Genomic DNA, 26,972 nt, shown 5'->3' with positions numbered 1-26,972 from the left:
GGCCGACAAGCGAATCCTTTGGCGGCTGAATGCGGTTGGCGGCGTCTCAGAGGCGATCCCGCACGTGTTAACCACAGGTACCGGTCAGTCGCCTTGATGAGTCGCGTCGTAGTGGCGGCGGTTGGCGGTGATCTGTTGACGGTTCGTGGTCGCCCACTCGGCGAGGTAGGAGAGCGAGTCGAGCAGCGTGCTGCCAAGCTCGGTGAGCGTGTACTCCACACGTGGAGGGACGCTGGGGTGAACAGTGCGCGTCAGGAGGCCATCGCGTTCGAGTTGCCGCAGCGTTCGGGTGAGCATGCGTTGAGAAATGCCGGTGACGGCGCGGTGGAGTTCGCCGAAGCGCAGGGTACGGTCACGCAGTCGGCCGATAACCAGAATGGTCCATTTATCGCCGATGAGCGCCAGAATCTGAAGATGTTGCCGGCAAATCTCCTGCTCTGACTCGTCTGCGGTGTCAATAGGGGGCACTGGCATGGCGTGTGGTGCTCCAGGACTCGTCGGCGCTACGCAGACCGATTACCTCGGTGTACGTAGCGGACATCAATGTGCCGTCTTGATCATCATCGTGATGACAGGTCATCCTGCTACGAACAAAGAGTAACTGGCTGCGAGCAGGGCGAACAGCCTCGCTGGTGGCGGTGGCAGGAGAGGACGTGGCGTGAGCAGGACACTCGTTGTCGTCGGTGCCGGGCCAGGGCTGGGGATGGGCGTGGCCCGGGCGTTCGGGCGCCAAGGCTTCCGGGTCGGGTTGATCGCCCGCACCCAGAGCAGGCTGAATGCCCTGGTCACAGACCTGGCCGACCTGAATATCGAGGCCGCGGCGTTCACCGCGGACATTCGTGATCGTGATTCCCTCACCGCAGCGCTCGACGTGGCCAGAGATGCCCTGGGCCCGGTCGATGTTCTGCAGTACAGCCCCAGCCCCTCCGGACCGATCACCAACGCGGTGCAGACCACGGTCGAGTCGATGACCGCACAGTTCGAGCTGCACATGCTGGGCGCGGTGACCGCGGTGGGTCGGGTGCTGCCGGACATGCGTGCCCGAGGCTCGGGCACGCTGCTGTTGACGACAGGTGTCTCCTCGACGATCCCCGCACCTTTTCTGGCCAACGTGGGGCCGCCATGTCCGGCCTGGGCAACTGGGCACACGCGCTGCACACCGAACTCCGCCCCGAAGGCATCCACGCGGCCACGGTGACAATCGCCTCCGGCATTGTCCCTGGCGGCGGCGAAGCAGACCCCGATGCCATCGGTGCCCGCTACTACCGCCTGTACCAGCAGCCCGACCGTGTCGAGGAAGTCATCGGAGACCTGAACGCTTTCCGCGCACTCGTCGCCGAGCATGCGCCACGTCACAAAGACCAACCAAGCACTCCAACAACCACCGACAACTAGGCGCGCCCCTGCCAGAGGCTTCGCTACTCCCGAACTAATCTTCAACGAGCAGCGCGAGAAGACTGCGGAGACGGGACCGGCCCGGCGGTCCAGTCACCGGGTCGGGCCTCCGTCGGGCGCCCTGATTTACGCCGTGGGGAAGGCTTCAGGAGCGTTGCTGTGGACGAGACTGCTGTCTGCTTCGCGGGTACGGCGCCGACGCGCTGGTGCACGCGCGGCCGATCTAGGCGGCGGAGTCTCCGGCGTCCGACCGAAGCGGCAACACCAGAGCGTCGGAGTAGGGCGGCTCCGCTCGGAACTCCCCGACCTTCTTCCATCCCCACCGCCGGTACATCTCGTAGGCGTCCGCCTCGACCACAGCCGCCAAAGTGGCGAACCGCTCCGGCCGTCCCGCGACCAGCCTATTCAGCAGAAGTCGGCCAAGCCCGCGACCGCGTTCCGTCTTGCTCACCACTAGCTCGACCACCGCGTACTTGTCGGTGTCGAGGACCTCGCGGGGTGGAGTCGAGGCGTTCGCCCACCAGGCGCCGGGCATCATCGAGAACCCGAACGCGAACCCCACCAGGGCGCGGTCGCGCCGCGCGGTCACCAGGCGGAACCCTGATGCGAGTGTCTGTTCGCGGGTCCTTTCTCGGAACCGGGGCAGGGAGAACTTCGGCGCCGAGTTGTAGGGCGGCTCGGCGTACACCTGCTGGTACAGGGGCGTGAGCTTGTCCAGCCCGTCGAGGGCGGCCTGGCGGTCGTGGACGGTCAACGTGGTCTCGTCCGGCAAGGCTCATCCTTCCTCTTCGGCAGTTGGCGCGAACGTGGCACGGTAGTCCCGGACGCCGGGCCGGGCCAGGTCGGCGGCGGGAACCGCGTCCAGGACCAGACGGGCGCCGTGCTGGATCGTGGCGGTCCGCTGCGCCGCCGCGAGGCCTTCGACCGTGCGTCCGGCGAGTTCGACCCCGGCGGCGACGTCGCCGACGCGGACCATGCCGGTTGCCCGTAGCAGTTCGATCTGCGCGCGTTGACGGCGCATCGACGTCGGGTAGCGGGACAGTGCCTGCGACCGGGCGCGTTCGGCGAGATCGGTGTCGCCGGTGTGGGTGTAGGTGTAGGCCGCTGTGTGGTGCAGAGCCGTCTCCGGCCACGCGCCGGTGGCCAGCCGGTCATCGGGGGCCGCGGCCGGGAGGCGCTCCCACCGTCCTTCGAGGTCGCGCACGGCGGCGGCGGCCTCCTCGGCACGGCCGTCCATCATCGACAGGGCCTGCGCCCGCGCTGCCATGGCTTCCAGCACGGCGGCGCCTGTATGGTCTCCCGCGATGTCGACCGCGTGCTGGGCGAGGCGCAGAACCAGCAGAGGGGGTCGGGCGGAGTACAGCGCGTTCATCGCCTCGTAGCCGCGTACCCACACCCGCAGGTCCCGGTTCTTGGACGCGTCGGCGGCGTGCCGCGCGGTCTTCCACCAGTCGCGGGCATGGCGGCGCTCGCCGAGTGTGGAAACTGTCATGGCCATGAGCGCGGCCAGCTTCCCCGCCGGGCCGCACAGGTCTTCCCGGGCCGTTCCCGCGGCGGCGGCGAGGGAGTTCAGCAGCGCGACGAGGTCGGCGGCGAGATCGGGAAGGAGTTTGTCCGGGGGGGTGGTGAGGAACGCGTGGCCGTGCTCGAACGCGATCTCTTCCCAGTCCTGGACGAGGTGCCCTTGCAGGCCGGCGGGTAGAGCGCGGGCCAGGGCCTGCCGGATCGGTTCGAGTGGTTCGGCGCGGGAGGCGGTTTCGACGCCGAGGAGGCTCAGGCACGCGAGGAGGCGCCGACGCTCCTCATCGTGATTCGGCCCGCTGGCTGCGGCGAACAGGTCATCCTCCTCGTGCCCGAGCACGGTGGCGTAGGCCCTGGTCCAGTCGCGGGGAAGGTGTTCGCCGTTCTCATACTTGCGGATCTGCCGGGCCAGTGAGTCGACCTGCTGGCGGGTGGGGGGCACTCCGCAGGACGTGAACAGGGCTCGGGCCATCTGCGGTTTCGACCAACCGCGGGACTCGCGTTCCGTCTGAATTCGCGCCGCCCATTCGGGGCGTTCCACGTTATTCATCCTGCGTGCACCATTCGCCGGACGGACAGCCGGACTCTTCGAGAGTCCGCCTTACAGTCCGTCAGTCTCCCCCTAGCTGTGTGGTGGCCGCCACAGATTCACTGATGGTGACCGAATCAGCACCCCGCAAAGCAGAACGGCCCCGGACGGCGCGCGAACGCCGGGGGCCCGGGGCCTAACCGGAAATGAGGTCCGGCTGTGAGAAAGGTAGCGAATCCGACGCAGCCCGAGGAGGGCGAGGTCGAGGCGACCCTGGAGCGGCTGTGCGACGCGCACCCCGACTGGACGTTCCAGCACCTGCCGATGATCGAGCTGTCGTGGGAGGCGTTCCGTAAGAGCAGGCGTTTCCGCGTCGCTGGGGGCGTGGGGTGGCTGCGCGCCGAGTCGGTGGAGCGGCTCACCAGGCAGATCGGCGCGGTCGAGCGGGCGGAGGCCGCGCTCGACGCCGAGGACGCCCACTCCGCTGTTGCGGGCACGCCGACGCGCACCAGGGACCCGCGCGTGCTGGAGGAGCTTGACCGGCTCCGCGCCGAGCACCCCGACTGGCGGATCGAGTACGCGGTGGAGCGGGACGTCCCGTGGATCGCGTTCCGCGATCGCAGTACCGACTGGGCGGGCGGGCACCCGGCGGCCGAGGCCAAGGACCCGGTCAAGCTGGCATCCCTCATCGAGCAGGCTGTCCAGGTGGTGGCCGAGCCCGCCACGCACCGCGGGGGGTGCACCCGGTGAGCGTGCCGAGGTATGCGCGGGATCGCCGCACCGTCGAGCACTACCGGCGCCGGGTCGCGGCGGAGCTGGCGCGGCGGTTCGACGTGCTGGCCTGGTTCGGCCTCCAGACCGGCCAATGGTGGGCGATGGTCGACGGCCGGTGTTTCGTCCAGGCCGTCGACCCGGAGCGGCTCGGCGAGCAGATCATGTCCGCGCGAAGGCCTCGGTCATGAATCCGCAGGAGAGTCTGGAGCTGCTGCGCGCGCAGTTCCCGAACTGGGCCTTTCGGTGGCACGAGGTCGAGCCGTCCTGGCACACGCGGCGCAAGGGCGACTACGCGGCACGGCCCGTCGTGATTACCGACCTCCGCGGGACCGACCCGCACGAGCCGGCCCTGGCGCTCCTGCGCATCCCGGCCGTCGAACCAGTCGAAGAGCCGGACCGGAGGTCGAGGAATGAATGACCACCAGCAGGCGCGCACGCGCCTCGCCGCGCTGAAAGAGCGCCTGGCCGTGCACGACTCCGAGCTGAAGCTCGAAGACACCGAGCTGAACCTCGAAGACACCCTGCTGGTCACCGCGCCCGTGAACGACGCGGGGCGCCGTTTCTGCGTCCTGGTCATGTGCGGCCCGAGGGCGGACGATCACGGCAAGCTGTGGTTCTGGCTGCACGGCCCCCCAGAGCCGCATCCGCTCACGGAGGCCGAGCGCGTGATCGACGCGGCGGCCGAGATCTCCGATGCACTGAGGTCGGCGCTATGACGGGCGCCAGCGACGGCTACGAGATCGACGGCGACAGTGGAACGTACGTCATCACCGACCCTCACGTTGACCGGATCGTCGGCGCGTACTACGCGGAGTCGGCCCCGGGGTGGTGGCGCGGCGTCGTCCACGGCAGGGTCCGGCGCCTGTTCGTCCCATGCGCGGGGCCGCTCGACGTCGCCGCGAGGATGCTGCGACGCCAGTCCTAGACCGGGGCGGCGCCGCCGAGGCTCGCCGTCCAGGCCGCGCCGCCCCATCCACGCCACACCCTGGTCACGGGTCGCCCGGTGTGGCGTGCAACGGGCGGCGGCCCGGTTGATCGCCACGGGCCGCCGCCCCCCGACCCCGAGACAAAGAAGCGGCGCCAGAAGACGCACACCTTCGACCGGAAGACCGACGCGAAGAACGCGCTCAAGGCGATCCAGTTCAAGGTCACCGAGGGCACGTACGTCGCGCCATCCAAGACCACGGTGACCGAGATTCTGGACTCGTACCTGAAGGGCGCGACCCGCGGGAAGCGCCGCAACACCAAACGGAACTACGAGCACGCGCTCCGGTGCGTGCGTGAGCAACTCGGGGCCCGCGTCGCGCAGACCGTGAGCAAGGACGACGTTGAGGACCTGGTCGACTTCACGCTCACGTCCGGGCGCAAGCGCGGCGGGAAGCCCGGCACCTGGCTGTCCGGTCGGTCGGTGAACCTCACGCTCGGCCGCCTGCGCGCGGCGTTCGAGTTGGCCGTGCGTGAGGGCAAGCTCGTCCGGAACGTCGTCGCCCTGGTCGACAACGTCAGCTATCAGCAGCGCGAGCGGGAGACATGGACACAGGCCGAGGTACGCGCCTTCCTCGGCACCATCGAGGGCACCCGGCTCGAAGTCGCGTGGCGCCTGTCGCTGTACGGCCTGCGGCGCGGGGAGGTGCTCGGCCTACGGTGGCAGGACGTCAACCTGAAGGAACGCTGAAGGGCGCCCAGACCCGCGTGATGTGCGAGAGCGAGGTCATCAGCGAGCCCCCGAAGTCCCGTAACGGAGAGAGGGAACTGCTGCTCGATGACGTCCTGGCTGAAGCGTGTGAGAGATTGTGAGACGACAGGCCCTAAACGATCTTCAAGGCCTCGCCTCACGTGAGTGAAACCAGGCCCTGACCTGCGTCTGTCCTGTCGGGACGGCGGGATTTGAACCCACGACCCCTTGACCCCCAGTCAAGTGCGCTACCAAACTGCGCCACGTCCCGGTGCCCGTCGGAGCGGGCCTGATTACTGTAGCGCAGTCGGTGGAGTCGTGTGTAACGAGTTGGCGGGGGTCGGGGCTTCGGGGCGGTGGTGTGATGTGGGTCACAGGGCGGGCCATGGGTGTCTTTGGGGACGGTCACCGGAAGCGGTCGAGTCGGGTGTTAACGGAAAGGTCGGGCAAAGAGCTGGGCTGTTTACGAACTTTGGGGCGAATAGTCCATCGCTCCCGTATGTAGCTTTTCTCCCGAGGCAGCAGCGCCGGAACGGGGGACAAGGGTTGGCGGATGCCGAGGGCGCCTGGGCGCAACCCGGGGCGCACGTCGCGGACCTGGAGGACCTGCGGGACGCCGCGCACGACCGTGCGGTCCTCGCGGAGGCGCGGGTCGTGTTGGCCCGGCGGCTCGGGGTCGCGCCGGGGGAGGCGCTACAGCATCTGATCTGGCTCGCGCGTGATCTGGACATGGAACTGGTCGAGGCGGCGTCACTGCTGGTGAAGGGCGGAAGCGCCGGGTCGGTGGGGGCCGTTGCCGCAGGGCGGCGGGCGCCGCGGGCCGAGGGGACGACGGAGCGTCAGACCGTCCTGTCGGAGGCCGAGGACGTGCTGCGCCGGGTCACGGCGGAGGACACGGCGGGCGACGAGGAGATCCTCGCCGGGCTGCCCGACGATCCGGTGGCGCGGGCGGTGCTCGACGGGGCGCTCGACTCGTCCGCCCATCTGGTGCCGGTGAGGCATGACGGTGAGGTGGCCGACTTCCTGTTCGCCGATCTCAACGAGGTCGCGCGGGACATTTTCGGGCGCGGGCGGGAGGAGTTGACCGGGCGGCGGCTGCTGCGGACGGATCCGGGCGCCGTGCTGAGCGGGCTCTTCGACGCGTACGTGGAGGTGCTGGAGACCGGTCGGGGGTCGGAGCGGCCCTCGTTCCAGTACACGACCGCGCAGCGTGGCCTTTCTCGGTCGTCGCGGATGAGTGTGCGGTGTGTTCCTGTGCCTACCGGGGTGTGTGTGACGTGGCGTTACCACTATCGGGAGGACAGGATCGCGCGGCGGCTGGAGCGGGTGGAGCGGCTCGCGCTGATCGGGTTCGGTGAGTGGGACCTCGCCACTGGGGAGGCGGACTGGACGCCGCAGATGCTCGCCAACTACGGGCTCGGGCCCGACGAGGTGCCGCCGATGCCGCACGACCTGCCGAAGGTGGTGGCGGACGACGACCTTCCGCTGGTAGAGGAGGCCGTCCAGACGATGTTCTCGCGCCGGGAGCCGGTGGAGGCCGAGCACCGGGTGATCGGGCACGACGGCGCGGCGCGGCATCTGTGGGTGTTCGCCGAGCCGGTGCTGGGCGAGTCCGGGCTGCCGGTGTCGATCAACATCGTGTCGCAGGACATCACGCGGCGGCGCGGCGTGGAGCGGGCGCTGGCGGAGACGCGGCGGCAGATGCTGAAGCAGCAGGAGCAGGCGGCGCAGGAGCGGCGCGTGGCCGTGACGCTGCGGCAGGCGATCCTGCCGGACGAGGCGGAGCAGTTGCCGGGGCTGCGCACGGCGCTGCGCAGCCTGGCGGCGGAGAGCACCGCGCGCATCGGCGGCGACTGGTTCGCGACCCGCGCGTTGCCGGACGGTCACGCGATGTTCGCGATCGGGGACGCGGCGGGGCACGGTCTGCCCGCGGCGGCGTCGATGGCGCGCACCCGCAACGGGCTGCTGGGCCTGACGACCACGGGGGAGCGGCCGGGCAAGCTCGTGGGCTGGCTGAACGACCTGGTGAGCAGCATGGACCCGCCGGCGACGGGCACGGCCGTCGTGGGCCGGTTCGACCCGCCTGGGCGCGTCCTGGAGTGGACGTGCGCGGGTCATCTTCCGCCGATCCTGATCAGGGAGGGGCGGGCGGAGCCGCTGGAGGTCGTCCGCGATCCGATGCTCGGCGCGCTGCCGGGCTGGGAGTACATGACGATCACGACCGTGCTCGACCGCGGCGACATGCTCTTCCTGTACACCGATGGCCTGGTGGAGCGCAGGGACGCGGACCTGGACGAGCGGATCGACCGCCTCACCAGCATCCTGCGGGACTGCTCCATGGAGCCCGAGCGGATGCTGAGCGACGTCCTGGCGCGGATGGAGCACGACCGGGCGGCGGACGACACCACGCTCTTCGCCCTGTACGTGGAGTGACCAACGCCACATCAGCCCTGTGAGGGTCACGGTGTGTGGCCTGGCCTTGCGGGCGGGGTGGCTTCCGACTGGGTGTGTTGAGGTTCTTTACCATTTGGGCGACGACGGGTAATCCCTGCTGGCAAAGGGGTTGCGGGCCGGTTCGCTAAAGATCGGGAATCGACCCGGGGCTTACGGTGTTGGTGCTTCCTTGAGAGGGCTTTGAGCGGGCAAGACGGAGTTTTGTGCCGGATTTGCTTTCTTCGTCCAAGTTGGTACCTTCTACGTGAATCACCGCAGCGCGTCCCATGCGTTGCCGCCGGTCGTGTCGAACACGGCCGAGGATCGCGGAGCGGAATCCGCCGCGATGCGCGCCCGACGATGCGCGCGATCACATCGAGATCAGTCAGTGAGATCCATCCAGACGGCACCGCCACGCGGTGCGAGGCCGAGTCCGTCACGGTCCATCTGAGACCGGAACGGAGCCGGGGACCCAGGTTCCAGGGGTGAATCGGCGCGAGAGTTCGCGCCGTAGGGCTGCTTCCATGCCCGAATCCGTCAGCTAACCCGGTAGGCGTCATGGGAGACAAGGAGATTCCCTGCATGACCGGTCGTTTCGATCGACTTTCCCTGAAGAACTTCACGTCCGAGGACAAGGCCGTCGGCGCCGCCGTCGGCGCGGTCCTCGCCGGCGCCGTCGGGCTGGCGATGATCAACCCGCTGGCCGGTGGCGACGCCGTGGCCGAGAGCCCGGCCCAGGCGGCCGCCGCCGGTAAGGCCGGCGTCGCGGGCGCGGCCGGGAAGGCCGCCGGGGCCGAGGCCATGACGCTGTCCGAGGCCCGCGAGCAGGGCTTCAAGGTGCCCCCGCACGCGGTCAAGCCCGCCGAGGTGATCGAGCTCGCGGAGAAGCAGATCGGCATCACCGAGGGCAAGGGCGGCATGACCAAGTTCCACAAGTGGTACGTGTCGACCCCGCACGCCAAGGCGACCGCCGAACGCGACGGAGGCTTCCCCGTCCGCGCCTACAACGGCGCGCAGTGGTGCAACATGTTCGTCTCGTGGCTCGGCGCCCAGACCGGTGTGAAGAACATGGGCTGGGACGCCTACACCGTCAAGCACGCCACGTGGTTCAAGGACACCGACCGCTGGGGCAAGAAGCCCAAGCCCGGCGCGGTGGTGTTCTTCGACTGGAAGAACGGCTCCGGCGGTGACATCGGCGACATCGACCACGTCGGCATCGTCGTCAAGGACAACGGCGACGGCACCGTCCGTACCATCGAGGGCAACACGGACAACGCGGTCAAGAAGAAGGTCCGCGACAAGTCCCAGATCGTTGGTTACGGCTACCCGGACTACGCGTCCTGACCTAGCCTGACCCGAAGGCGCCCGGCGAACTCGCCGGGCGCCTTCGGGCGTTCCAGGCTGATGTAACCCATGTCTCCGCCGAAGGCGGGTAATGCCAAGCATTGACAGCCTTTGATTGCTCGTGGACCTCGACACGGCGTTCCTGGATAGAACTCCGTGCACGTGTCCGAGGACCGGAGCCGTGGGGGGAGGGCCATGGGGGTGCGCCCGGACGTCAGCGTCGTCGTGATCGCCTACAACGACGCGCGGCGGCTGCCACGGGCCGTCGCCTCGTCGCTGGCGCAGTCCCTCGGCGGCGTCGAGACGGTGATCGTGGACGACGCCAGCACCGACGGAACGGCCGAGGTCGCCGACCGGCTCGCCGCCGCGCATCCGGGACGGGTCAGAGCCGTCCACCTGCCGGAGAACTCGGGCGGCTGCGGACGGCCCCGCAACGCCGGGATCGACGCGTCCACCGGCCGGTACGTGATGTTCCTCGACAGCGACGACCTCCTGGACCGGCACGCCTGCCTCAACCTCCTCGCCGCCGTCGAGGACGCCGGCGCCGACCTGGCGTCCGGGCTGTGCGAGCGGATCTTCCTGGACGTGCCCGAGGGCGGCCGGGGCCGCGTCCGCCCCTGGTTCCCGTGGCTCTACCGGCGCAGGGCCGTGTACGGGCCGCTGGACCAGAACCCCAACCTGCTCTACGACACGCTGTCGACCAACAAGCTCTACCGGCGCGACTTCCTGGACGAGCACGCCCTGCGGTTCGTCGAGGACCTGCACTACGAGGATCTGCTGTTCACCGCCGAGGCGTACCTGGTCGCCCGGCGGACGGCGCTGATCCCGCACCGGGTGTACCACTGGCTGGTCCGGGAGCGGGCACCGGCGCCGTCCATCTCCGACCGGCGCGCCGATCCGGCCAGCTTCGCCGACCGGCTGGAGATCCACCGGCGTATCGACATGCTGTTCGCCTTGGACGGCGCCCACGAGCTGGGACGCGCCAAGGACGTCAAGTTCGTCAACCACGACCTGGCGATCCACTTGCGCGAGCTGCGCGGCGTCGCCGCCGGTCAACGGGAGCGCCTGCTCGACCTGGCGACCGGATACCTGGCCGAACTCGATCCGGAGGCGTTCGAGCAGGCCAACCCGCTGGCCGCGATCGCCGCCTACCTGCTCCGCGAGGGGGACCACGCGGGCGCCGTCGCCGCCGCCGAGTACGAACGGCAGGGCGTCTCGCCCGAACTGCGCGCGAGGCTCGTGGAGCGGAACGGACGGGTCTTCTGGGGTACGGGCCGCCCCCGCGGGGCGCTCGGCCGCCGCGTCCTGGACGTCACCGGCTTCGGCTTCCACCTGCGGAGCCTCAGGGAGCTGCGTCCGGTGAACACGGTGACGCGGCTGGAGACGCGCGGCGGCCGCGTCCGCATGGCCGGTCACGTGCTGAACCCGCTCGGCCGGATCGGCCCGGACGCCGATCTGACCGGGACGCTGGAGTTCCGTGACCGGCGCCGCCGCGTCCCGGCGGGACGGGTCCGCGTCAAGGTCCGGCACGAGGGCGACCGGCTGGGCTGGCACACCGAGTTCGATCCGAGGCGACGCATCCGGCCCGTCGGGTTGATCGATCCGATCTGGGACGTGCGGCTCCGGGTCCGGGTGAACGGCGAGGAGATGGTCACCCGGCTCGGCGCGGGCGACGGATCGCCGCCGTTGGGCGGTGTCGCGCTGCCCGTCCGGCCCCGCCTGACGCGGCTGGCCGCCGACCGGCTCCGCTCCTATGTCACCAGCGGGGGGCATCTGGCGTTCGCGTTGGAGACGAGCACGCCGTGGGCGCGTCTCGCGGGCGCCGCCGCGCGCCGGGCCGCGCGGTCCCCGGCGGGACGGCCCGTCCTGCGGTGGGCGCGTCGGGTGTGGCGGACGGAGACGGCCGTGCGGCGCGCCATGACGTCCCGCCAGACCAAGACGGCCGTGTTCAACCACGTGCTGACGCGGCTGCCCGTCCGGCCGGAGCAGGTGGTCTTCGAAAGCCACCTGGGGGAGAGGTACTCCGGCAACCCCAAGTACGTCTACCGGGAGCTGCGCCGGTCCGGCAGGGCCGTGCGGGCCGTGTGGGCGTACACGTCGTCCTCCAAGGGGTTCCCGAGGGACGCCAAGCTGGTGCGGCGCGGCTCGTGGCCCTACTACCTCGCACTCGCGCGGGCCCGGTTCTGGGTCGACGACCAGGGCTTCCCCGAGGGGCTCCGCAAACGGTCCGAGACCATCTACGTGCAGACCTGGCACGGGTCGGCGTTCAAGCTGATGGGGCACGACCAGCCGCGGATCAAGCGCGCCTCCGTCGCCGAGAGGGCGCGGCTGCGGCGGAAGGTGGAACGCTTCGACTGCTTCCTCGTCCGGTCCGCGCACGACGTCGAGACGCTGTGCGACGGCCTCGGCGTCCGCGCCGAGCTGCTCCCGGCCGGTTATCCCCGCAACGACCCGCTGATCAACGGTGTGGACGGCGATCCGGAGCTGGCCGCCGAGATCGACGGACTCCGCCGGACGCTCGGCCTGGACGACGGCCGCCGCGTCGTCCTTTACGCGCCGACGTTCACGACCGGGCCGAAGGGACGCCCGGTGAGGACGCTGGCGCCGCCCATCGACCCCGGCGTGTTCGCGCGGGAGTTGGGGGAGGAGCTCGTGCTCCTCGTCCGGCCGCACTACCTGTGCCGCGCCGATCTTCCGCCGGGCGCCCGCGCGGTCATGCGGGACGTCGGGGACGTGCCCGACGTCACCCCGCTGCTCCTGCTCGCCGACGCGTTGATCACCGACCACTCCTCGATCATGTTCGACTTCGCCCTGCTCGACCGGCCGATCATCCTGCACCTCCCGGACGGAAGGGACCGCACCACCGGCTACTTCGACCTGGAACGGCACGCTCCCGGCCCCGTCACCCGCACCGAGGACGAGCTGGTCGCCGCCCTCGCCGCCCTGGACGACGCGGACGCCGCCCACGCCGCCCGCCGCCGCGCGTTCGCCGCCCGCTTCGGCGAGCACGACCGCGGCGCCGCCGCCCGCACGGTGGTGGACCGCTTCTTCCCCGCCGCGTCGCCGAGCCACAGGGAGGAACGCGATGGCCGCGCCGCGTGACGTCTTCATCGTGTGCAACAACGTCGACGACATGGGCGGCCTGCAACGCTGGGCGCACCATCTGGCGCGGCTGCTGGCGCGGCGCGGTGACCGCGTCACGCTGGTCGGGATCACGCCGGGGACGGCGGCGCACCACCACGGCCGGGACGGCTCCTACGCCGTCGAGGTCCTGCACCGGGCCTGGCGGTCGCCGTCGATGGCCTGGCGTCCGCGGACGTTCCGGCAGCGCCTGAACGTGGCCGCCCGCGTCCGCGACCGGCGGCGGTCGGCGGCCCAGCGGCGCGGCGCCGCCCGGCTGTCGCGGCTGTTCGCCGCCACCCGGCCGGGCGCGGTGGTGATCGCGGCGCAGGTGTGGGCGATGGAGTGGGTGCGGCTGGCCGACACCACCGGGTTGCGGATCATCGGCATGAGCCACGAGTCGTTCGCGGCCACCCGCGCCTCGTCGCGCTACCGGCGGGTCAGGGAGCACTACGCGGACGCCGACCGGATGCTCGTCCTCACCGCCGAGGACGCCGACGCCTGGGCCGGGGACGGCATGACCAACGTCGACTACATCCCGAACGCGCTGCACGTCACGCCGGACGTCCATCCCACGCTCGACCTGCCGGTCGTGGCCTGCGTCGGCCGCCTGTCCTACGAGAAGGGCGTCGACCTGATGCTGGAGGCGTGGGAGCGGGTCGCCGCGCGCCGTCCGGAGTGGCGGCTGCACGTCTACGGCGGCGGACCGGAGGAGGAGCGGCTCCGAGCGCAGGCGGACGCGGCGGGCCTGTCCGGTTCGGTGGAGTTCAGGGGCGTGGTGACCGAGGTCGAGGAGGCGCTCGTCGAGGCGTCGATCTTCGCGTTGCCGTCACGGGCCGAGGGTTTCCCGATGTCGGTGCTGGAGGCCATGGCGTACGGGCTGCCGACGGTCGCGTCCGACTGCGCGCCGGGGGTCCGGGCGCTGATCGGCGAGCGGGGCGGCGTCCTGGTCGAGCCCGGCGACGTCCGCGCGTTCGCCCGCGAACTCGAACGCCTCATCGACGACCCGGACCTGCGCCGCGCCCTCGGCGCCGAGGCGCGCGCCGCGGTGCTGAGGTTCCACCCGGACGTGGTTTTGGCCCGCTGGGACCGCCTGTTCGACCTCCTGCACCGCGCCAGGCCGTCCGAGCGGGCCGCGCCCGGCGCACGGAACCGGCCGACGACACCCCGGCACACACCGCCGGAGACCGAACCCGCCGTGCGGAGCGACTCCCTCTGACGATCGTTCGATGCTCGGGCAGGCCGCTGGGCCGCCGCGCCCGGCGGACCGGCGGATATCGTGGCGGTATGGCAAGCCCCACGTCCGGTCGCCGACACGAGGAACTCCGCGACTTCCTGCGGACACGCCGCGCCCGCCTCACCCCCGCCGACGTCGGCATGCCCGACGGCGGCCGGCGCCGTACCCCGGGACTGCGACGGGAAGAGGTCGCCGTGCTCGCCGGGGTGGGCGTGTCCTGGTACACGTGGCTGGAGCAGGGACGCGACATCAAGGTGTCCGGGGACGTCCTGGACGCGATCGCCCGCGCCCTGCGGCTGGACGAGGCCGAACGCGTCCACCTGTACCTGCTCGCGGGCCTGAACCCGCCTCCCGCCGAGGCGGAACCGGTCGCGCAGGTCACCCCCGAGCTGCAGCGGGTCCTGGACGCCTGGTCCCCCCGCCCCGCCTACATCAGGGACCGGTACTGGAACCTGATCGCCTACAACGACACCGCCCGCGAGGTGTTCGGCTACGTCGACACCGACCACAACTGCCTGGTCATCTTCTTCACCAGCGTCCGCTACCGCGACCTGCACCCGCAGTGGTCCGCCGTCGCACGCGACATCGTCGGACGGTTCCGCGCCGAGGCGGCCCGCTACCCCGACGACCCGGAGTTCGCGCGGATCGCCGATGATCTGATGGCCGTCAGCCCCGAGTTCGCGGAGCTGTGGCAGCGGCACGAGGTCAGCGCCGGGACGCAGGCGGTGAAGGCGATCCGGCATCCCGAAATGGGCGATCTGATCTTCGATTCGACGGTGCTGCCGATCCAGGACCGTCCCGGGCAGGGCCTCGTCCTGTACAACCCGCGCCCGGGGACCGGGACGCTGGAGCGCCTCGAACTGCTGGCGGCCCGGCCGGGCCTCGCGGCCGCGGGCTGACCCGCCGGAAGGATCGTCGGCAGGGTGGTGGTGCCAGACCCAGGATGAGCCGACACTGCCGCCCCTCACCCGCGGTAGGCACGATCGTCTTCATGACACATGACACGCGATTCACGGGTAAGACGGCTTTGATCACCGGCGGAACGAGCGGAATGGGGCTGGCCGTCGCACGGCGACTCCTGGCCGAGGGTGCGTCCGTCGTCATCACGGGGCGCGACCAGGCCCGCCTGGACTCCGCCGTCAAGGAACTGGGCGGCGACCGGGTTCTCGCCGTGCGCGCCGACGTAACGAGCCTGTCCGACCTGGACGCCCTGACGGAGACCGTGAGGGAGCGGCACGGCCACTTGGACGTGCTCTTCGCCAACGCGGGGATCGCCGTTTTCGGGCCCGCCGCGCAGACGACCGAGGACGAGTTCGACCGCGCCGTGAACGTCAACTTCAAGGGCGTTTACTTCAGCATCCAGAAGGCGCTGCCACTGCTGACCACGGACGCCGCGATCGTCATCAACGCGTCGTGGACGCTGCACCGCGGTCTGCCCGTCGGCTCGGTGTACTCGGCGACGAAGGCGGCCGTGCAGAGCCTGACCCGAACCCTGGCCGCGGAACTGGGCCCGGAGGGAATCCGTGTCAACTCGGTCAGCCCCGGTTATATCGACACGCCCATGTACCGAGACGCCGTTCCTGCGGACGAGGCCGACGCCATCCGAGCACAGATCGCCTCCGGCCGGATCGGTACCGCGGAGGAGGTGGCGGACGTGGTCGCCTTCCTCGCCTCGGCGGACGCCGCCTATGTCAACGGCCAGGACCTCATCGTGGACGGCGGCCTCGTCGCCGCCGTCGCCGGTCCGTCCCGGCTCGACATGGCGGTTGCGTGACACACCGGACCAGAGAAAAGGGGGCGAAAATGAGAACACGTGAATTCGCGGGTACGCCGGTCGGCGCGGTCGGTCTCGGCTGCATGGGGATGAGCTGGGCCTACTCCGAGTCCGAGCGGGACGACGACACGTCGGTCGCGCTGATCCGGGAGGCGCTGGACCTCGGCGTCACGTTCCTGGACACCGCGCAGCCCTACGGCGACGGCCACAACGAGACGCTCGTCGGCCGCGCGCTGGCCGGGCGGCGGGACGAGGCGGTCGTCGCCACCAAGACGGGTCTCGTGGTCGCGGACCTCGCGACCAGGGAGCTCGTCAGGCGGGGCACGCCCGAGCACGTCAAGGCGTCCGCCGAGGACAGCCTGCGCCGCCTGCGCACCGACGTGATCGACCTGTACTACCTGCACCGCGTCGATCCGGAGGTGCCGCTCGCCGACACGTGGGGCGCGATGGCCGAGCTGGTCGCCGAGGGAAAGGTCCGCGGGCTGGGCCTGTCGGAGGTCAGCGTGGCCCAGGCCGCCCAGGCGCACGCGATCCACCCGGTCGCCGCCGTCCAGTCCGAGCTGTCGCTGTGGACGCGTGACGCGATGGGCGCGCCCGGCGGCGTCGCGGGCCGGCTTCCCGGCGACGACCCGGCCGCGGCGCAGGGAGCGGGCGACGTGGTCGCGTGGTGCGCCGCCAACGGCGCGGCGTTCGTGCCGTTCTCGCCGCTCGGACGGGGCTTCCTCACCGGGACCGTCACCGCCGCCGACTTCGAGGACACCGACTTCCGCGGTGGCAGTCCCCGGTTCCAGGAGGACGCGCTGAGCGCGAACCTGCGCATCGTGGACGTCGTCCGCGGCGTCGCCGAACGGCACGGCGCGACCCCGGCGCAGGTCGCCATCGCCTGGACGCTCGCGCAGGGCGACCACGTCCTCCCGATCCCCGGCACCAAGAAGTCCCGCTATCTGCGCGACAACGCGGGCGCCGCCGACCTGGACCTCACCCCGGACGACCTCGCCGAACTGGACGGCGTCCCGACGGCCGTCGGCGGACGCTACTGAGGCGGCGGAAGGACCCCGCCGGGCGGTGATCGCCGCCGTCCGGCCGACGATGCCGCCCCCGATCGAGGCCCCGCATGCCGCCCCCGAGGCCGCGCACGGTCCCCGTGACGCGGAATGCCGTCGGGGGCGGCGGCGTTTGTCGAAGGGTCCGCCGGAAAATGGATCGCGTCCGGCGGGGCGCTCCGGCTACGGTGCGGAGGTTTGCGGGGCGGGCGGGGGCCTGGACCCTATCCTTGTCGAAATCGTCGAAGGTTATGGGAACGAGTGTGAGATCGCCGCTCGCCGACGTACGGGCGCGGCTGCCGCAGTTGATGCTGCGCGACCGGCACCGGTTGCGCCGCCGGATCGACGGCGCCCAGAAGATGCGGGACGCCGCGCGACGCGCCAGGGTCGTCGAGGAGATCACCGCCGACGTCGACGCGGCCGAACGGCGCGTGGAGCGGCGGCGCCTCGCCGTGCCCGCGATCACCTATCCGGAGCAGCTTCCGGTCGCGCAGAAGAAGGACGACATCCTCGCCGCGATCCGCGACAACCAGGTCGTGATCGTCGCGGGGGAGACGGGTTCCGGCAAGACCACGCAGATCCCGAAGATCTGTCTTGAGCTGGGTCGCGGCGTCCTCGGCTCGATCGGGCACACGCAGCCGCGCCGGCTCGCCGCCCGCACCGTCGCCGACCGCATCGCCGAGGAACTCGGCACCGAACTCGGCGACACCGTCGGCTACAAGGTCCGCTTCACCGACCGGTCCAGCGACGACACGCTCGTCAAGCTGATGACGGACGGCATCCTGCTCGCCGAGATCCAGACCGACCGGCTGCTCCGCCAGTACGACACGCTCATCATCGACGAGGCGCACGAGCGCAGCCTGAACATCGACTTCCTCCTCGGCTACATCAGAGAGATCCTGCCGCGCCGCCCCGATCTCAAAGTGATCATCACATCGGCGACCATCGACCCGGAGCGGTTCTCCGAGCACTTCAAGGGGTTCGGCGGAGCGTCCGCAGACGGGCCGGACGAGGGCGCGCCGATCGTGGAGGTGTCGGGCCGGACGTATCCGGTGGAGGTCCGGTACCGGCCGGTGATCGATCCGGAGGATCCGTCCGCCGACCCCGACCGCGACCCGATCCAGGCGATCCTGGACGCCGTGGACGAGCTGGGCCGCGAGGCCCCCGGCGACGTCCTGGTGTTCCTCAGCGGTGAACGGGAGATCCGTGACACCGCCGACGCGCTGACCAAGCACTTCACCCGGCGACGGGAGAGCGCCGAGGTCCTGCCGCTGTACGCGCGGCTCTCGTCCGCCGAACAGCACCGCGTGTTCCAGCCGCACCGCGGCCGCCGGATCGTGCTGGCCACGAACGTCGCCGAGACGTCCCTGACCGTCCCCGGCATCAAGTACGTCGTCGACCCGGGCACCGCCCGCGTCTCCCGCTACAGCCACCGGCTCAAGGTGCAGCGGCTCCCGATCGAGCCGGTCTCGCAGGCGTCGGCGAACCAGCGCAAGGGACGCTGCGGCCGCGTGTCCGAGGGCGTGTGCATCCGGCTGTACTCGGAGGAGGACTTCGAGTCCCGGCCCGAGTTCACCGACCCGGAGATCCTGCGCACGAACCTCGCGTCCGTCATCCTCCAGATGACGTCGCTGGGCCTCGGTGACATCGCCGCGTTCCCGTTCGTCGAGCCGCCGGACCGCCGCAACGTCAAGGCGGGCGTCGACCTGCTCCACGAGCTCGGCGCCATCGACCCGTCCCAGAAGGACCCGCGCGAACGCCTCACCCCGCTCGGCCGCCGCCTCGCGCAGCTGCCCGTCGACCCGCGGCTCGGCCGGATGATCCTGGAGGCCGACCGGAACGGCTGCGTCCGCGAAGTGCTGATCATCACGGCGGCGCTGTCCATCCAGGACCCGCGCGAACGCCCCGCAGAGCACCAGCAGGCCGCCGACGAGAAGCATCGAAGGTTCGCCGACCCCACGTCCGACTTCCTGGCGTACCTGAACCTGTGGAACTACCTGCGCGAGCGGCAGAAGGAGCTGTCGGGCAGCGCGTTCCGGCGCATGTGCAAGAACGAGTTCCTGCACTTCCTGCGCGTCCGCGAATGGCAGGATCTGCACGGCCAGCTGAAACAGGTCGCCAAGACCCTCGGCGTCACGCTCAACACCGCCGACGCCGCGCCCGACCGCGTTCACATGTCGCTGCTCGCGGGCCTGCTGTCGCACATCGGCCTCGCCGACGCAGACAAGAAGGACAGGCAGCGCCGCGGCCAGGAGTACCTCGGGGCGCGCGGCGCGAGGTTCGCCGTGTTCCCCGGGTCGGCGCTGTTCAAGAAACCGCCGCGCTGGGTGATGTCGGCGGAACTGGTCGAGACGTCCCGGCTGTGGGGACGCGTCAACGCCAAGATCGAACCCGACTGGATCGAGCCGCTCGCCGGGCACCTCGTCAAGCGCAACTACAGCGAACCGCACTGGTCGAAGAAGCAGGCCGCGGTCATGGCGCACGAGAAGGTCACCCTGTACGGGGTGCCGATCGTCGCGGACCGTCGCGTCAACTACGGCGGCATCGACCCGGCGCTGGCACGCGAACTGTTCATCCGGCACGCCCTCGTCGAGGGCAACTGGGAGACCCACCACCGCTTCTTCCACGAGAACCGCGCGCTGCTGGACGAGGTCGAGGAACTGGAGCACCGCGCCCGCCGCCGCGACATCCTCGTCGACGACGAGACCCTCTTCGACTTCTACGACGAGCGCGTCCCCGAGGACGTCGTCTCCGGACGGCACTTCGACGCCTGGTGGAAGAAGGCCCGGCACGCCGATCCCGACCTGCTCGGGTTCGAGAAGTCGATGCTCATCAACGAGACGGCGGGCGGCGTCAGCGAGTCCGACTACCCGGACCTGTGGAAGCAGGGCCCACTGCGGCTGCGCCTCACCTACCAGTTCGAACCGGGGACCGACGCCGATGGCGTGACCGTGCACGTCCCGGTGCAGATCCTCAACCAGGTCCGGCGGGACGGGTTCGAATGGCAGGTCCCGGGGCTGCGCGCCGAACTGGTCACCGAACTGATCAGGTCGTTGCCGAAACAGTTGCGCGTCAACTTCGTCCCCGCGCCCGACTACGCCCGCAAGGTCCTCGACCGCGTCGCGCCCCGCACCGAGCCGCTGCTGGACGCCCTGGAACGCGAGCTGACCGCCATGTCGGGCGTCCCGGTGGCGCGGGAGGCGTGGGACCTGTCCCGGCTGCCCGCCCACCTGCGCATCACGTTCCGCGTCGTCGACGAGAAGGGCCGTGCCCTCGGCGAGGGGACCGACCTCGACGAGTTGAAGCGCCGCCTCGCGGGCAAGGTGCGCGGGACGCTGTCGGAGGCGGCGTCCACCATCGAATGCTCCGGCCTCACCGACTGGACGATCGGCGCGCTGCCCCGCACCTACGAGAGCACCCGGTCCGGTTACGACGTCAAGGCGTATCCGGCGCTCACCGACGACGGCGACAGCGTCTCCGTCCGCATGTACGAGACGGAGGCCGAGCAGGCGCGCGCCATGTGGCTCGGCACCCGGCGCCTGATACTGCTGAACGCCCCGTCACCGGTGAAGCTCATCCAGAGCCGCCTCACCAACCAGGGCAAACTCGCGCTCAGTCACAACCCGCACGGCTCCGTCCCCGCCCTGTTCGACGACTGTGTCACCGCCGCCGCCGATCGGCTCATCGCCGAGTCCGGCGGCCCCGCCTGGGACGGGGACGCCTTCCGCGCCCTGTACGACCGCGTCCGGGCCGACCTGCACGACGCGACCGCCGAGGTCGTCGCCCTGGTCGAACGGGTCCTCGCCGAGGCGCATGAGGTGGATCGGCGGTTGCGCGGCACCACGAGCCTCACGCTCGTCCCCGCCCTGACCGATATCCGTGGACGGCTCTCGGCCCTCGTCCACCCGGGTTTCGTCACCGCGACCGGGTGGGCGCGGCTGACCGACGTTCCCCGCTACCTCCGCGCCCTGCAGATCCGGCTCGACAAGCTCCCAGAGAACCCGGGACGCGACCGGATGCTCACCCACCAGGTCGACGTCCTGGCCGAGGAGTACCAGCAGACGCTGCGGCGCCTGCATCCGTCGCGCCGCGACGACGAGCCCGCGCGGCGTATCCGCTGGATGCTGGAGGAACTACGGGTGAGCCTGTTCGCCCAGCAACTCGGGACGCGCTTCCCCGTCTCAGACAAACGCATCCGCAAGGCGATGGCCGAACTGTAGACCGGACGCGCGGCCCCGGGCGGTCCCCGCGGTCGCCACATGTACCTCACAACACGCTGCGGTAACACTGATCAGTGCGTATCGTTCATTCCATGCCTAACAGCGAAGAGCGCGACAATAGCGGCCCCGTGGGGGCGGCCGCGGCTCCCCAGAGCGCGGTCTCCGAAGGCGCGGGGGACGGGGGAACCGAGTCCACCGGCACGGAGTCCACCGGGACCGCGATCGCCCGGATGGGCGACCCGGTCACCGTGTGGCCGTGCGCGAACTGCGGACGTCCCGTCCCGCAGCCGGTGGGCGCCGTCCGCACCGTCCGCTACTGCCAGGACAACGACGGCGCCTGCGCCCGCGAGGCGCACGACCGCCGCGACCGTGGACGCGACGCGCCGGGCCTCACCGGCCAGGTCGCCTCCGCCTGGGAGATGGTCGAGCGGCTGGAGAAGGCCGCCGACCTGCTCGCGGACTCGCTGACGTCCGAGCTCAGCGTCGCCGGGGTCGAGCGGCGCGTCGCCGAGGTGCGGGCCGAGGCCGCCCGCGAGCTCGCCATCGCGCAGAGCGAACGCGACGCGTCCCAACGCAAGGCGCAGGAGGCGTGGCAGGAGGCGACCGCCGCCCGGCAGCGCGCCGAGACCGCGGAGCGGGACGCCTCCCGCGCCCGCGAGGAGGCCAAGGTCGCCACCGCGAAACGCGACGCCGCGCAGCAGGCCTGGGAGGAGGCCCACCAGGTCGCGCAGCAGTCGATGACCGCGAAGCTGGCCGCCGAGAGCGAACGCGACCGGGTCGCGGCCCGCGAGACCGAGCTGCTCGCCGCGCTGGAGAGCACCCGCGCCGAACTCGTCGCGGTGCACGCCAAACTCGCCGAGGCGGAGGGCGCCGTCGAGTCGCAGCGCGTCGAGGCCGCCGTCGCCAAGCAGGGCGCCGAGGACCTGCGCAACGCGATGCGCGACACCGAGGCGCAGCGGCAGCGCGCCCTGCAGGCCACCAGCAAGGCCGAGGCCGAGCGCGCCGCCGCGCTACGGGCGCAGTCCGAGGCGGAGGCGGAGGTCGTCCGCGCGGTCGCCCGCGCCGAGGAGGCCGTCAAGGAACGCGACGCCGCGCAGGCCCAGGCCCTGGCCGCCGTCGCCGAACGCGACGAGCTCGCCACCAAGCTCAACGAGCAGGCGGTGCAGTTGCGGCAGCTGTCCCAGTCGGTCGCCGAGCAGCAGGCCGCGCTGACCGCCCTCGCCGAGGAACGCGACGCGGCCCGCGCCGAGGCCGACCGCGCCCGGCGCCAGATCGACCAGTTCACCCACAACACGCTGTCGTCCAACATCCCGCCGGGCGGCCGGATGCCCGGCGGCGGCACGCCCGCGCCGCCCACGGCGCTCGCGCCGCCGAGCGCGCTGCCGCCGGGCCCGCCCCCGATCGGTGGATCGCTCCCGGCCGCGTCGCAGGCGCGGAGCGGCCCCCCGGCCCCGTTCGGCGCACCCGTCCCCGAACTCACGTCGGCCGCCTCGTCGGAGGCCGTCGACCCGCTCAAGCCGCCGACCCACGTTCGTCCGATCAACGGCGTGGAACGCGAGGACCCCCTGTTCACCGGGCCCTGAGCGGACGGGCGGCGCGGTCAGCCGCCGAACCGCTCGGGATCGTCGATCTCGATCCAGATCTGTTCGGCGCGGCCGAGCAGCCGCCCGTCCGCCCCGTACAGCGCCGTCGCCGCGTGCAGCTTGCGTCCCTCGCGGCTGCGCGCGAGGCCCATCACGACGCACCGCTCACCCGCGTTCGGCACGTCCATCACCTGCCCGGTCATCGTGCCGAGAACGGCGGGACGGCCCGCCACGTCGAACGACCAGCCGCCGGGACAGTCCAACGCGGCCCACACCAGTTCCCGCTCGGGCACCCGTTCCGGCACCCAGGGCGTCGCGACCGTGCCGTCGGCGACGGGCCCCGGTTCGAGGCGCATCCCGTCGCCGGGCTCCCGCAGCGGTCCGCACACGAAACAACGCGGAAAGGGATGGTTTCCGATCGTCCGGAACTTCTCCGCCGCGTCCTGGGCCTCCTCGAACGAGACCGGGGCGATCGGCGGTACCACGATGGCTCCCGCGAGCGCCTCGGCGATCAGCGACTCCCCGTCCCAGAGCCGCACGTGATGCCCGCGCTCGTCCTCCGCCGTGACGGTCAACCCGGTGTCCAGCGGCGGCGGCCGCCGCAGCGTCACCGTCACCGTGTCGATCGGCACGCGCCCCGCGAGACGTCCCGCGACGTATCCACCGTTCCCCGTGCCGTCCGGCCCCTGAAACCGTCTCTCAATGATCATTCTTGCTTCCCCCGTCCGCCACACCAAAACGGGACGATCCTAATGAGCCCACCCGACAGTGTTGACCCAGGGGGGACCCCCTGGAACCCCCCGTTGCGAGCAGGCCGCCTGCCGCCATGGTGCGGGTTTACCGTGACCCGGCTGGGGTTCGGTCCAGGGATCGGTTATGACTCCTCCAGGGGCTCAGAGCACTCTGGAGGGTCGGGGGCGGCCGGGGCGGGTCGTGAAGAAGACGGACAGGGAGCCCTGGAGGCGCGCTCGGACGGTCTCCTCGTCGACGGGACCGTCCTCGGCGACGGGGGTGAGTTCGAGGGCCCGGTCGATGAGCAGGTCGATGTTGCGGTCGGCGACCAGCACGGAGCAGGTGTCGCACGCGTACCACGGGTACAGCATGTTCAGGACGGCGACGGCGGTGTCGTCGTCCGACAGGTGCGTGGTGTCGAGCTCGACCTCGAACATGTCGGTGTCCTCGGGGTCGAGCGTGGGGTAGTAGAGCCAGCTCGGGCCGGGGGCCGCGCAGAAGTCGCAGGTCTGGTCCCGCGGGGCGGGTTCGCCGACGGCCAGTTCCAGCTCGTGGTCCCACGGCTCCACCCGCCGGTTGTGGCGGTAGCCGACCCCGTCGAGCGAGCCCTCACGATTGTGGGTGACGTCGTGCACCTCGCCGCCGCAACGGGCGCACATGAAGCCGATGTCCTCCATGTCCCTCCCCCTGATCCTGAGGCACCGGATCTCACAGTATCCGCCCGGGACCCCGCCTCGTACCGGGACGCGATCTTCAACCCGGCGAAGATCCTTCTCCGGGGACGCGGTGCCGGGCCAGGTGCGCGAGGACCGACTGGTTGGCCTCCCAGCCGTCCGGGAACTTCACCGGCACGCCGAGGTGCACCGGTTCGGCGGACGGGTGCGCGTCCAGCAGTTCGGGGATGCCCGCCCGCGCGACCACGACGCACGCGTGCCGGTGCCGTGAGGTCAGGACGCACAGCCGCCCGGACTCCAGGTGGAACGCGGTCGCGTCGCGGCGCCCCGACAGCGGGTGCAGGACGACCGTCACGTCGTACTCGCGGCCCTGGAGCCGGTTCGCGGTGTCGACGGTGATGCCGTTGCCGTGCGGGCCGAGGGCGGCGCGGATCGCGGTGACCTGGTCGCGGTGGGCGGCGCCGATGGCGACGCGCGAGGCGTCCACCGGGTTCGTGCCGTGCTCGGAGTGCGCGACGGGGCCGCGCTGCAGCAGCCGGACGGCGAGCGCCGCCGTCGCCCGGACGGCCTCGGCGTCGGTGCGCAGCGTGTGCCGGGCGGGCAGTTCGTAGAGGGCCCAGCCGGTGGCCGCGGCCTCGTCGACGGCCCGATCGTATGTGGTGCCCATGCCGCCCGCCTGGAACTCCAGGCGCCGGTCGTCGTGGCCGGTCCCGGCGCGGAATCCGGTGAACGGGTAGAACGCGTCAGACACGACCGGCGCCGCCGACGCGGGCAGCCGCCAGGACACGGGCAGCCGGTGCACGGGCAGGTCGGGGTTGTGGGCCAGCAGGACGGACACCGCGCTGCGCATCGGGTCCCAGGTGAGGCCCGCCCAGCGTTCGACCTCGACCGTGGAGAACGGGTCGAGCTGCCCGGGGTCGCCGACGAACAGCGCCCGCTCGAACCGGCCCGCGATGCGCAGCAGCATGTCGGAGCGCATCTGGTATGCCTCGTCCACGATCGCCCACGGCCAGGACCCGTCCGCGAGCGTCGCCCATTTCGCCGCCGTGGCGATCACGATGGTGTGCTCGGCGAGGTCGTCGGCCTTCTGCGCGACCCGCACCGCGGGATGCGCCAGGACCCGCTCGGACGCGACGTACCCCGACGCCGACAGCCGTCCGAGCGTGATGGCGGGGTGCCGTCCGGCGATCCGGTCGATGAGGTCGTCCACCTGCTCGTTGGTCTGCGCCACGATCATCAGCCGCTCACCGGCCGCGGCGAGGTGCGCGGCGGCGCGGACCACCAGCGTCGACTTGCCCGCGCCCGGCGGGGAGTCGACGACCACGCCGCGGTGCCCGCCGCCGAGGTCGGCGAGGACGTTCTCCACGGCGCGCGTGGCCTCCCGCGCCGGGTCCTGCCCGTCCGCCGACCCGACCGGGGCCGGACGGCGGTTCACGTGTTCGGTCACGACCAGTCCTCGTCGGCGTCGTCTTCGGTCGGCGCGTACTCCTCGGGCGGCCCGCCGTGCGTCCACGGCGTGTTCTCGCGGTCGGGGAACTTCGCGGCGCCGAACGACCCGTCCGTCAGGGAGGTGAAGCACACGCGGTCGCCGACCCTGGGGACGGCGCCCGGCTCGGGGGTGAGTTTGCGGCCCATCCCTCCGGTCAGTTCGAGCAGCACGCCGCCGTCTCCCAACTCCACGATTCTCCCCTTGAGCGCGGGACGCGCCGCGCTGCACACGGTCGTCCCGACGTCGAGCCGCACCGGGTCCGCCGTCGAGACGCGCAGATGCGGGCGGAGTTTCGGGCGTTTGCCCGTCTCGTCCAGGCGGGTCGGGTCGCAGTCGGTGACGACGCCGCCGAACGCCTGGCCCGCCAACCGGTGCTCGGCCATGACGAGCGGGTCGTCGAAGGCGCGTTGCGCGTCGTAGGCGTCCTGGGCGCGTTCGAGGTCGTGCAGCCGCCGCGCGGCCCGGACGGGCGGGTCGCGGCGCGGCTGCGGATACGCCTCACCGAATGTCTGGTGGTAGTAGGTGAACGCGTCCCGGTCGCGTTCCCAGCGTCCCCGCACGCTGGCGCCCTCCGGCAGCGCGCGCAGCAGGCCCACGGCACGCCACATGAGGTCCCAGGTCGGGGCGAGCTGCGAGGTGAGGGCGGCGCGGAGCCGTTCCTCGGCGGCGGAGCCGGGGCCGGACCGGTCGTAGGCGGCGATCGCCGGGGCGAGGACCTCGTTGTCGAACGTGGGGTCGGTCGCCGGGCCCGCCGGGGGGCTGACCACCGGGTCCTCGGCGCGGGCCGCGGCGGCCGGACCGTCCAGTCCGTCCGGGGGGTCGATCCAGCCGAGGAGCGCGGCGAGGTTGCCGTCCTCCAGGGAGCTCTGGCCCGTCGCCCAGTGCAGCCGGAGCAGTTGGGTCATCGCGCCCATCAGCGACGACCCGGGATGGTCGTGGCGGTCGGCGAACCAGGTCAGCCATCGTCCGAACACCGGCACCGCCGCGTCGACCGCGTACGGGCCCTCGGTGCTGCGGAACCGCGTCGAACGCCCCAGCAGCCGCAGGAACGCGACACCCCCGAGGTTCGGGACGAGGAGTTGCGGCGCGTCCCCGTACCGGATGCGTTCCTCACCGTCCTTACCTGGCGGAAGCTCCTCCACCGCGCCGCGGCCCGCCTCGATGTGGTTCAGGACGATCTTGGCGAGGGCGGACGCGAACGCGAACCGCAGGTCGCGGTTGCGGGGCTGCGGCACGATCAGCGTCGTCGGGTCGTCCGGCTCGCCGCCGACCATCACCGCCAGCGGCGCGGCCGCCTCCCCGGCGAGCTTCAGCGGGACGAGCACCAGCGGCCGGTCCGACACATGGCAGTGCCGCACCGTCGCGAGGGGCTGCGCGACACCGGCGGCCGCCGCCTCCAGCCGAGCCAGTGAGGACAGTGCGCTCATCG

Annotated in this window: 24 protein-coding genes, 1 tRNA gene and 1 riboswitch; of the genes, 17 read left to right on the top strand and 8 right to left on the bottom strand. The window is 71.4% G+C overall.

The genetic code is table 11. From position 1 onward, the window contains the following. Positions 1 to 84 precede the first annotated feature (84 nt). Positions 85 to 474, bottom strand: a complete 390-nt coding sequence (locus D0T12_RS33210; RefSeq protein ID WP_117404836.1) for a winged helix-turn-helix transcriptional regulator — start codon at positions 472 to 474, stop codon at positions 85 to 87. 184 nt (positions 475 to 658) lie between these two features. On the opposite strand from D0T12_RS33210, the gene D0T12_RS33205 reads away from it, so the two are divergent. Then, positions 659 to 1,198: an SDR family NAD(P)-dependent oxidoreductase gene (locus tag D0T12_RS33205; RefSeq protein WP_199487852.1), complete on the top strand. Its 540-nt coding sequence runs from the start codon at positions 659 to 661 to the stop codon at positions 1,196 to 1,198. Then, complete coding sequence (locus D0T12_RS36100) at positions 1,195 to 1,395, top strand: hypothetical protein (RefSeq protein ID WP_199487851.1); 201 nt, start codon at positions 1,195 to 1,197, stop codon at positions 1,393 to 1,395. Before D0T12_RS33205 ends, D0T12_RS36100 begins: the two co-directional genes overlap by 4 nt. 223 nt (positions 1,396 to 1,618) lie before the next feature. On the opposite strand, the gene D0T12_RS33200 is transcribed toward D0T12_RS36100, so the two are convergent. Next, the gene (locus tag D0T12_RS33200; RefSeq protein WP_117404834.1) at positions 1,619 to 2,167 is read right to left on the bottom strand and encodes a GNAT family N-acetyltransferase; all 549 of its coding nucleotides are present in this window, start codon (positions 2,165 to 2,167) and stop codon (positions 1,619 to 1,621) included. A gap of 3 nt (positions 2,168 to 2,170) precedes the next feature. Continuing rightward, positions 2,171 to 3,466: a helix-turn-helix domain-containing protein gene (locus tag D0T12_RS33195; RefSeq protein WP_147339737.1), complete on the bottom strand. Its 1,296-nt coding sequence runs from the start codon at positions 3,464 to 3,466 to the stop codon at positions 2,171 to 2,173. A 198-nt stretch (positions 3,467 to 3,664) separates the two neighbouring features. On the opposite strand from D0T12_RS33195, the gene D0T12_RS33190 reads away from it, so the two are divergent. From D0T12_RS33190 to D0T12_RS33165, 6 genes are all read left to right on the top strand, one after another. Beyond that, a complete protein-coding gene (locus D0T12_RS33190; RefSeq protein ID WP_117404829.1) occupies positions 3,665 to 4,195 on the top strand; it encodes a hypothetical protein in 531 nt (176 codons plus the stop codon). Continuing rightward, positions 4,192 to 4,407, top strand: a complete 216-nt coding sequence (locus tag D0T12_RS33185; protein ID WP_147339736.1) for a hypothetical protein — start codon at positions 4,192 to 4,194, stop codon at positions 4,405 to 4,407. The genes D0T12_RS33190 and D0T12_RS33185 overlap by 4 nt, the downstream gene beginning before the upstream one ends. Next, a complete protein-coding gene (locus D0T12_RS33180) occupies positions 4,404 to 4,637 on the top strand; it encodes a hypothetical protein (protein ID WP_117404826.1) in 234 nt (77 codons plus the stop codon). Before D0T12_RS33185 ends, D0T12_RS33180 begins: the two co-directional genes overlap by 4 nt. Continuing rightward, positions 4,630 to 4,935: a hypothetical protein gene (locus D0T12_RS33175; RefSeq protein ID WP_117404824.1), complete on the top strand. Its 306-nt coding sequence runs from the start codon at positions 4,630 to 4,632 to the stop codon at positions 4,933 to 4,935. The genes D0T12_RS33180 and D0T12_RS33175 overlap by 8 nt, the downstream gene beginning before the upstream one ends. After that, positions 4,932 to 5,144 carry a hypothetical protein gene (locus D0T12_RS33170; protein WP_117404822.1) on the top strand — a complete coding sequence of 71 codons (213 nt, stop codon included), beginning with the start codon at positions 4,932 to 4,934 and terminating at the stop codon, positions 5,142 to 5,144. Before D0T12_RS33175 ends, D0T12_RS33170 begins: the two co-directional genes overlap by 4 nt. Before the next feature lie 78 nt (positions 5,145 to 5,222). Further along, positions 5,223 to 5,894: a site-specific integrase gene (locus D0T12_RS33165; RefSeq protein WP_117404820.1), complete on the top strand. Its 672-nt coding sequence runs from the start codon at positions 5,223 to 5,225 to the stop codon at positions 5,892 to 5,894. A 197-nt stretch (positions 5,895 to 6,091) separates the two neighbouring features. Here D0T12_RS33165 and D0T12_RS33160 read toward each other — a convergent pair. Next, a tRNA-Pro gene (locus D0T12_RS33160) sits at positions 6,092 to 6,165 on the bottom strand. Positions 6,166 to 6,440: 275 nt separating this feature from the next. Between D0T12_RS33160 and D0T12_RS33155 the strand changes: the two genes are divergently transcribed. The 9 genes from D0T12_RS33155 (at position 6,441) to D0T12_RS33115 (ending at position 22,648) form a co-directional block, all read left to right on the top strand. Next, entirely contained in the window at positions 6,441 to 8,327 is a 1,887-nt protein-coding gene (locus D0T12_RS33155) for a PP2C family protein-serine/threonine phosphatase (protein WP_117404819.1), read from the top strand. Positions 8,328 to 8,764: 437 nt separating this feature from the next. Beyond that, positions 8,765 to 8,897: riboswitch (cyclic di-AMP (ydaO/yuaA leader) on the top strand. Between the two features lie 12 nt (positions 8,898 to 8,909). Further along, positions 8,910 to 9,671, top strand: a complete 762-nt coding sequence (locus D0T12_RS33150; RefSeq protein ID WP_233526439.1) for a CHAP domain-containing protein — start codon at positions 8,910 to 8,912, stop codon at positions 9,669 to 9,671. A gap of 195 nt (positions 9,672 to 9,866) precedes the next feature. Beyond that, complete coding sequence (locus D0T12_RS33145; RefSeq protein ID WP_117404816.1) at positions 9,867 to 12,773, top strand: bifunctional glycosyltransferase/CDP-glycerol:glycerophosphate glycerophosphotransferase; 2,907 nt, start codon at positions 9,867 to 9,869, stop codon at positions 12,771 to 12,773. Then, positions 12,757 to 14,010 carry a glycosyltransferase gene (locus tag D0T12_RS33140; RefSeq protein WP_117404814.1) on the top strand — a complete coding sequence of 418 codons (1,254 nt, stop codon included), beginning with the start codon at positions 12,757 to 12,759 and terminating at the stop codon, positions 14,008 to 14,010. The genes D0T12_RS33145 and D0T12_RS33140 overlap by 17 nt, the downstream gene beginning before the upstream one ends. 68 nt (positions 14,011 to 14,078) lie before the next feature. After that, entirely contained in the window at positions 14,079 to 14,927 is an 849-nt protein-coding gene (locus D0T12_RS33135; RefSeq protein ID WP_117404812.1) for a helix-turn-helix transcriptional regulator, read from the top strand. 92 nt (positions 14,928 to 15,019) lie between these two features. Beyond that, positions 15,020 to 15,802 carry a glucose 1-dehydrogenase gene (locus D0T12_RS33130; RefSeq protein ID WP_117404810.1) on the top strand — a complete coding sequence of 261 codons (783 nt, stop codon included), beginning with the start codon at positions 15,020 to 15,022 and terminating at the stop codon, positions 15,800 to 15,802. A gap of 29 nt (positions 15,803 to 15,831) precedes the next feature. Then, on the top strand, positions 15,832 to 16,842 hold the full coding sequence (locus D0T12_RS33125; protein ID WP_117404808.1) for an aldo/keto reductase: 1,011 nt from the start codon (positions 15,832 to 15,834) through the stop codon (positions 16,840 to 16,842). A 254-nt stretch (positions 16,843 to 17,096) separates the two neighbouring features. After that, entirely contained in the window at positions 17,097 to 21,065 is a 3,969-nt protein-coding gene (hrpA, locus tag D0T12_RS33120) for an ATP-dependent RNA helicase HrpA (protein ID WP_117404806.1), read from the top strand. A gap of 92 nt (positions 21,066 to 21,157) precedes the next feature. Then, positions 21,158 to 22,648 carry a coiled-coil domain-containing protein gene (locus tag D0T12_RS33115; RefSeq protein ID WP_117404804.1) on the top strand — a complete coding sequence of 497 codons (1,491 nt, stop codon included), beginning with the start codon at positions 21,158 to 21,160 and terminating at the stop codon, positions 22,646 to 22,648. Between the two features lie 17 nt (positions 22,649 to 22,665). Here the strand turns inward: D0T12_RS33115 and D0T12_RS33110 are convergent, their stop codons facing one another. The 4 genes from D0T12_RS33110 to D0T12_RS33095 form a co-directional block, all read right to left on the bottom strand. Next, positions 22,666 to 23,358, bottom strand: coding sequence for a hypothetical protein (locus D0T12_RS33110; protein ID WP_117404802.1), 693 nt, complete (start codon positions 23,356 to 23,358; stop codon positions 22,666 to 22,668). A gap of 183 nt (positions 23,359 to 23,541) precedes the next feature. Further along, positions 23,542 to 24,057, bottom strand: a complete 516-nt coding sequence (locus tag D0T12_RS33105; RefSeq protein WP_117404801.1) for a hypothetical protein — start codon at positions 24,055 to 24,057, stop codon at positions 23,542 to 23,544. A 76-nt stretch (positions 24,058 to 24,133) separates the two neighbouring features. Continuing rightward, positions 24,134 to 25,501, bottom strand: a complete 1,368-nt coding sequence (locus D0T12_RS33100) for an AAA family ATPase (RefSeq protein ID WP_233526438.1) — start codon at positions 25,499 to 25,501, stop codon at positions 24,134 to 24,136. Continuing rightward, positions 25,498 to 26,970, bottom strand: coding sequence for a hypothetical protein (locus D0T12_RS33095; RefSeq protein ID WP_117404800.1), 1,473 nt, complete (start codon positions 26,968 to 26,970; stop codon positions 25,498 to 25,500). The genes D0T12_RS33100 and D0T12_RS33095 overlap by 4 nt, the downstream gene beginning before the upstream one ends. Positions 26,971 to 26,972 lie beyond the last annotated feature (2 nt).

Origin of the sequence: Actinomadura spongiicola, assembly GCF_003432485.1 — a bacterium.
GTDB classification, from domain to species: domain Bacteria; phylum Actinomycetota; class Actinomycetes; order Streptosporangiales; family Streptosporangiaceae; genus Spirillospora; species Spirillospora spongiicola.
The sequence above is the reverse complement of the archived record's forward strand: the minus strand, read 5'-3'. Positions and strand labels throughout refer to the sequence as shown.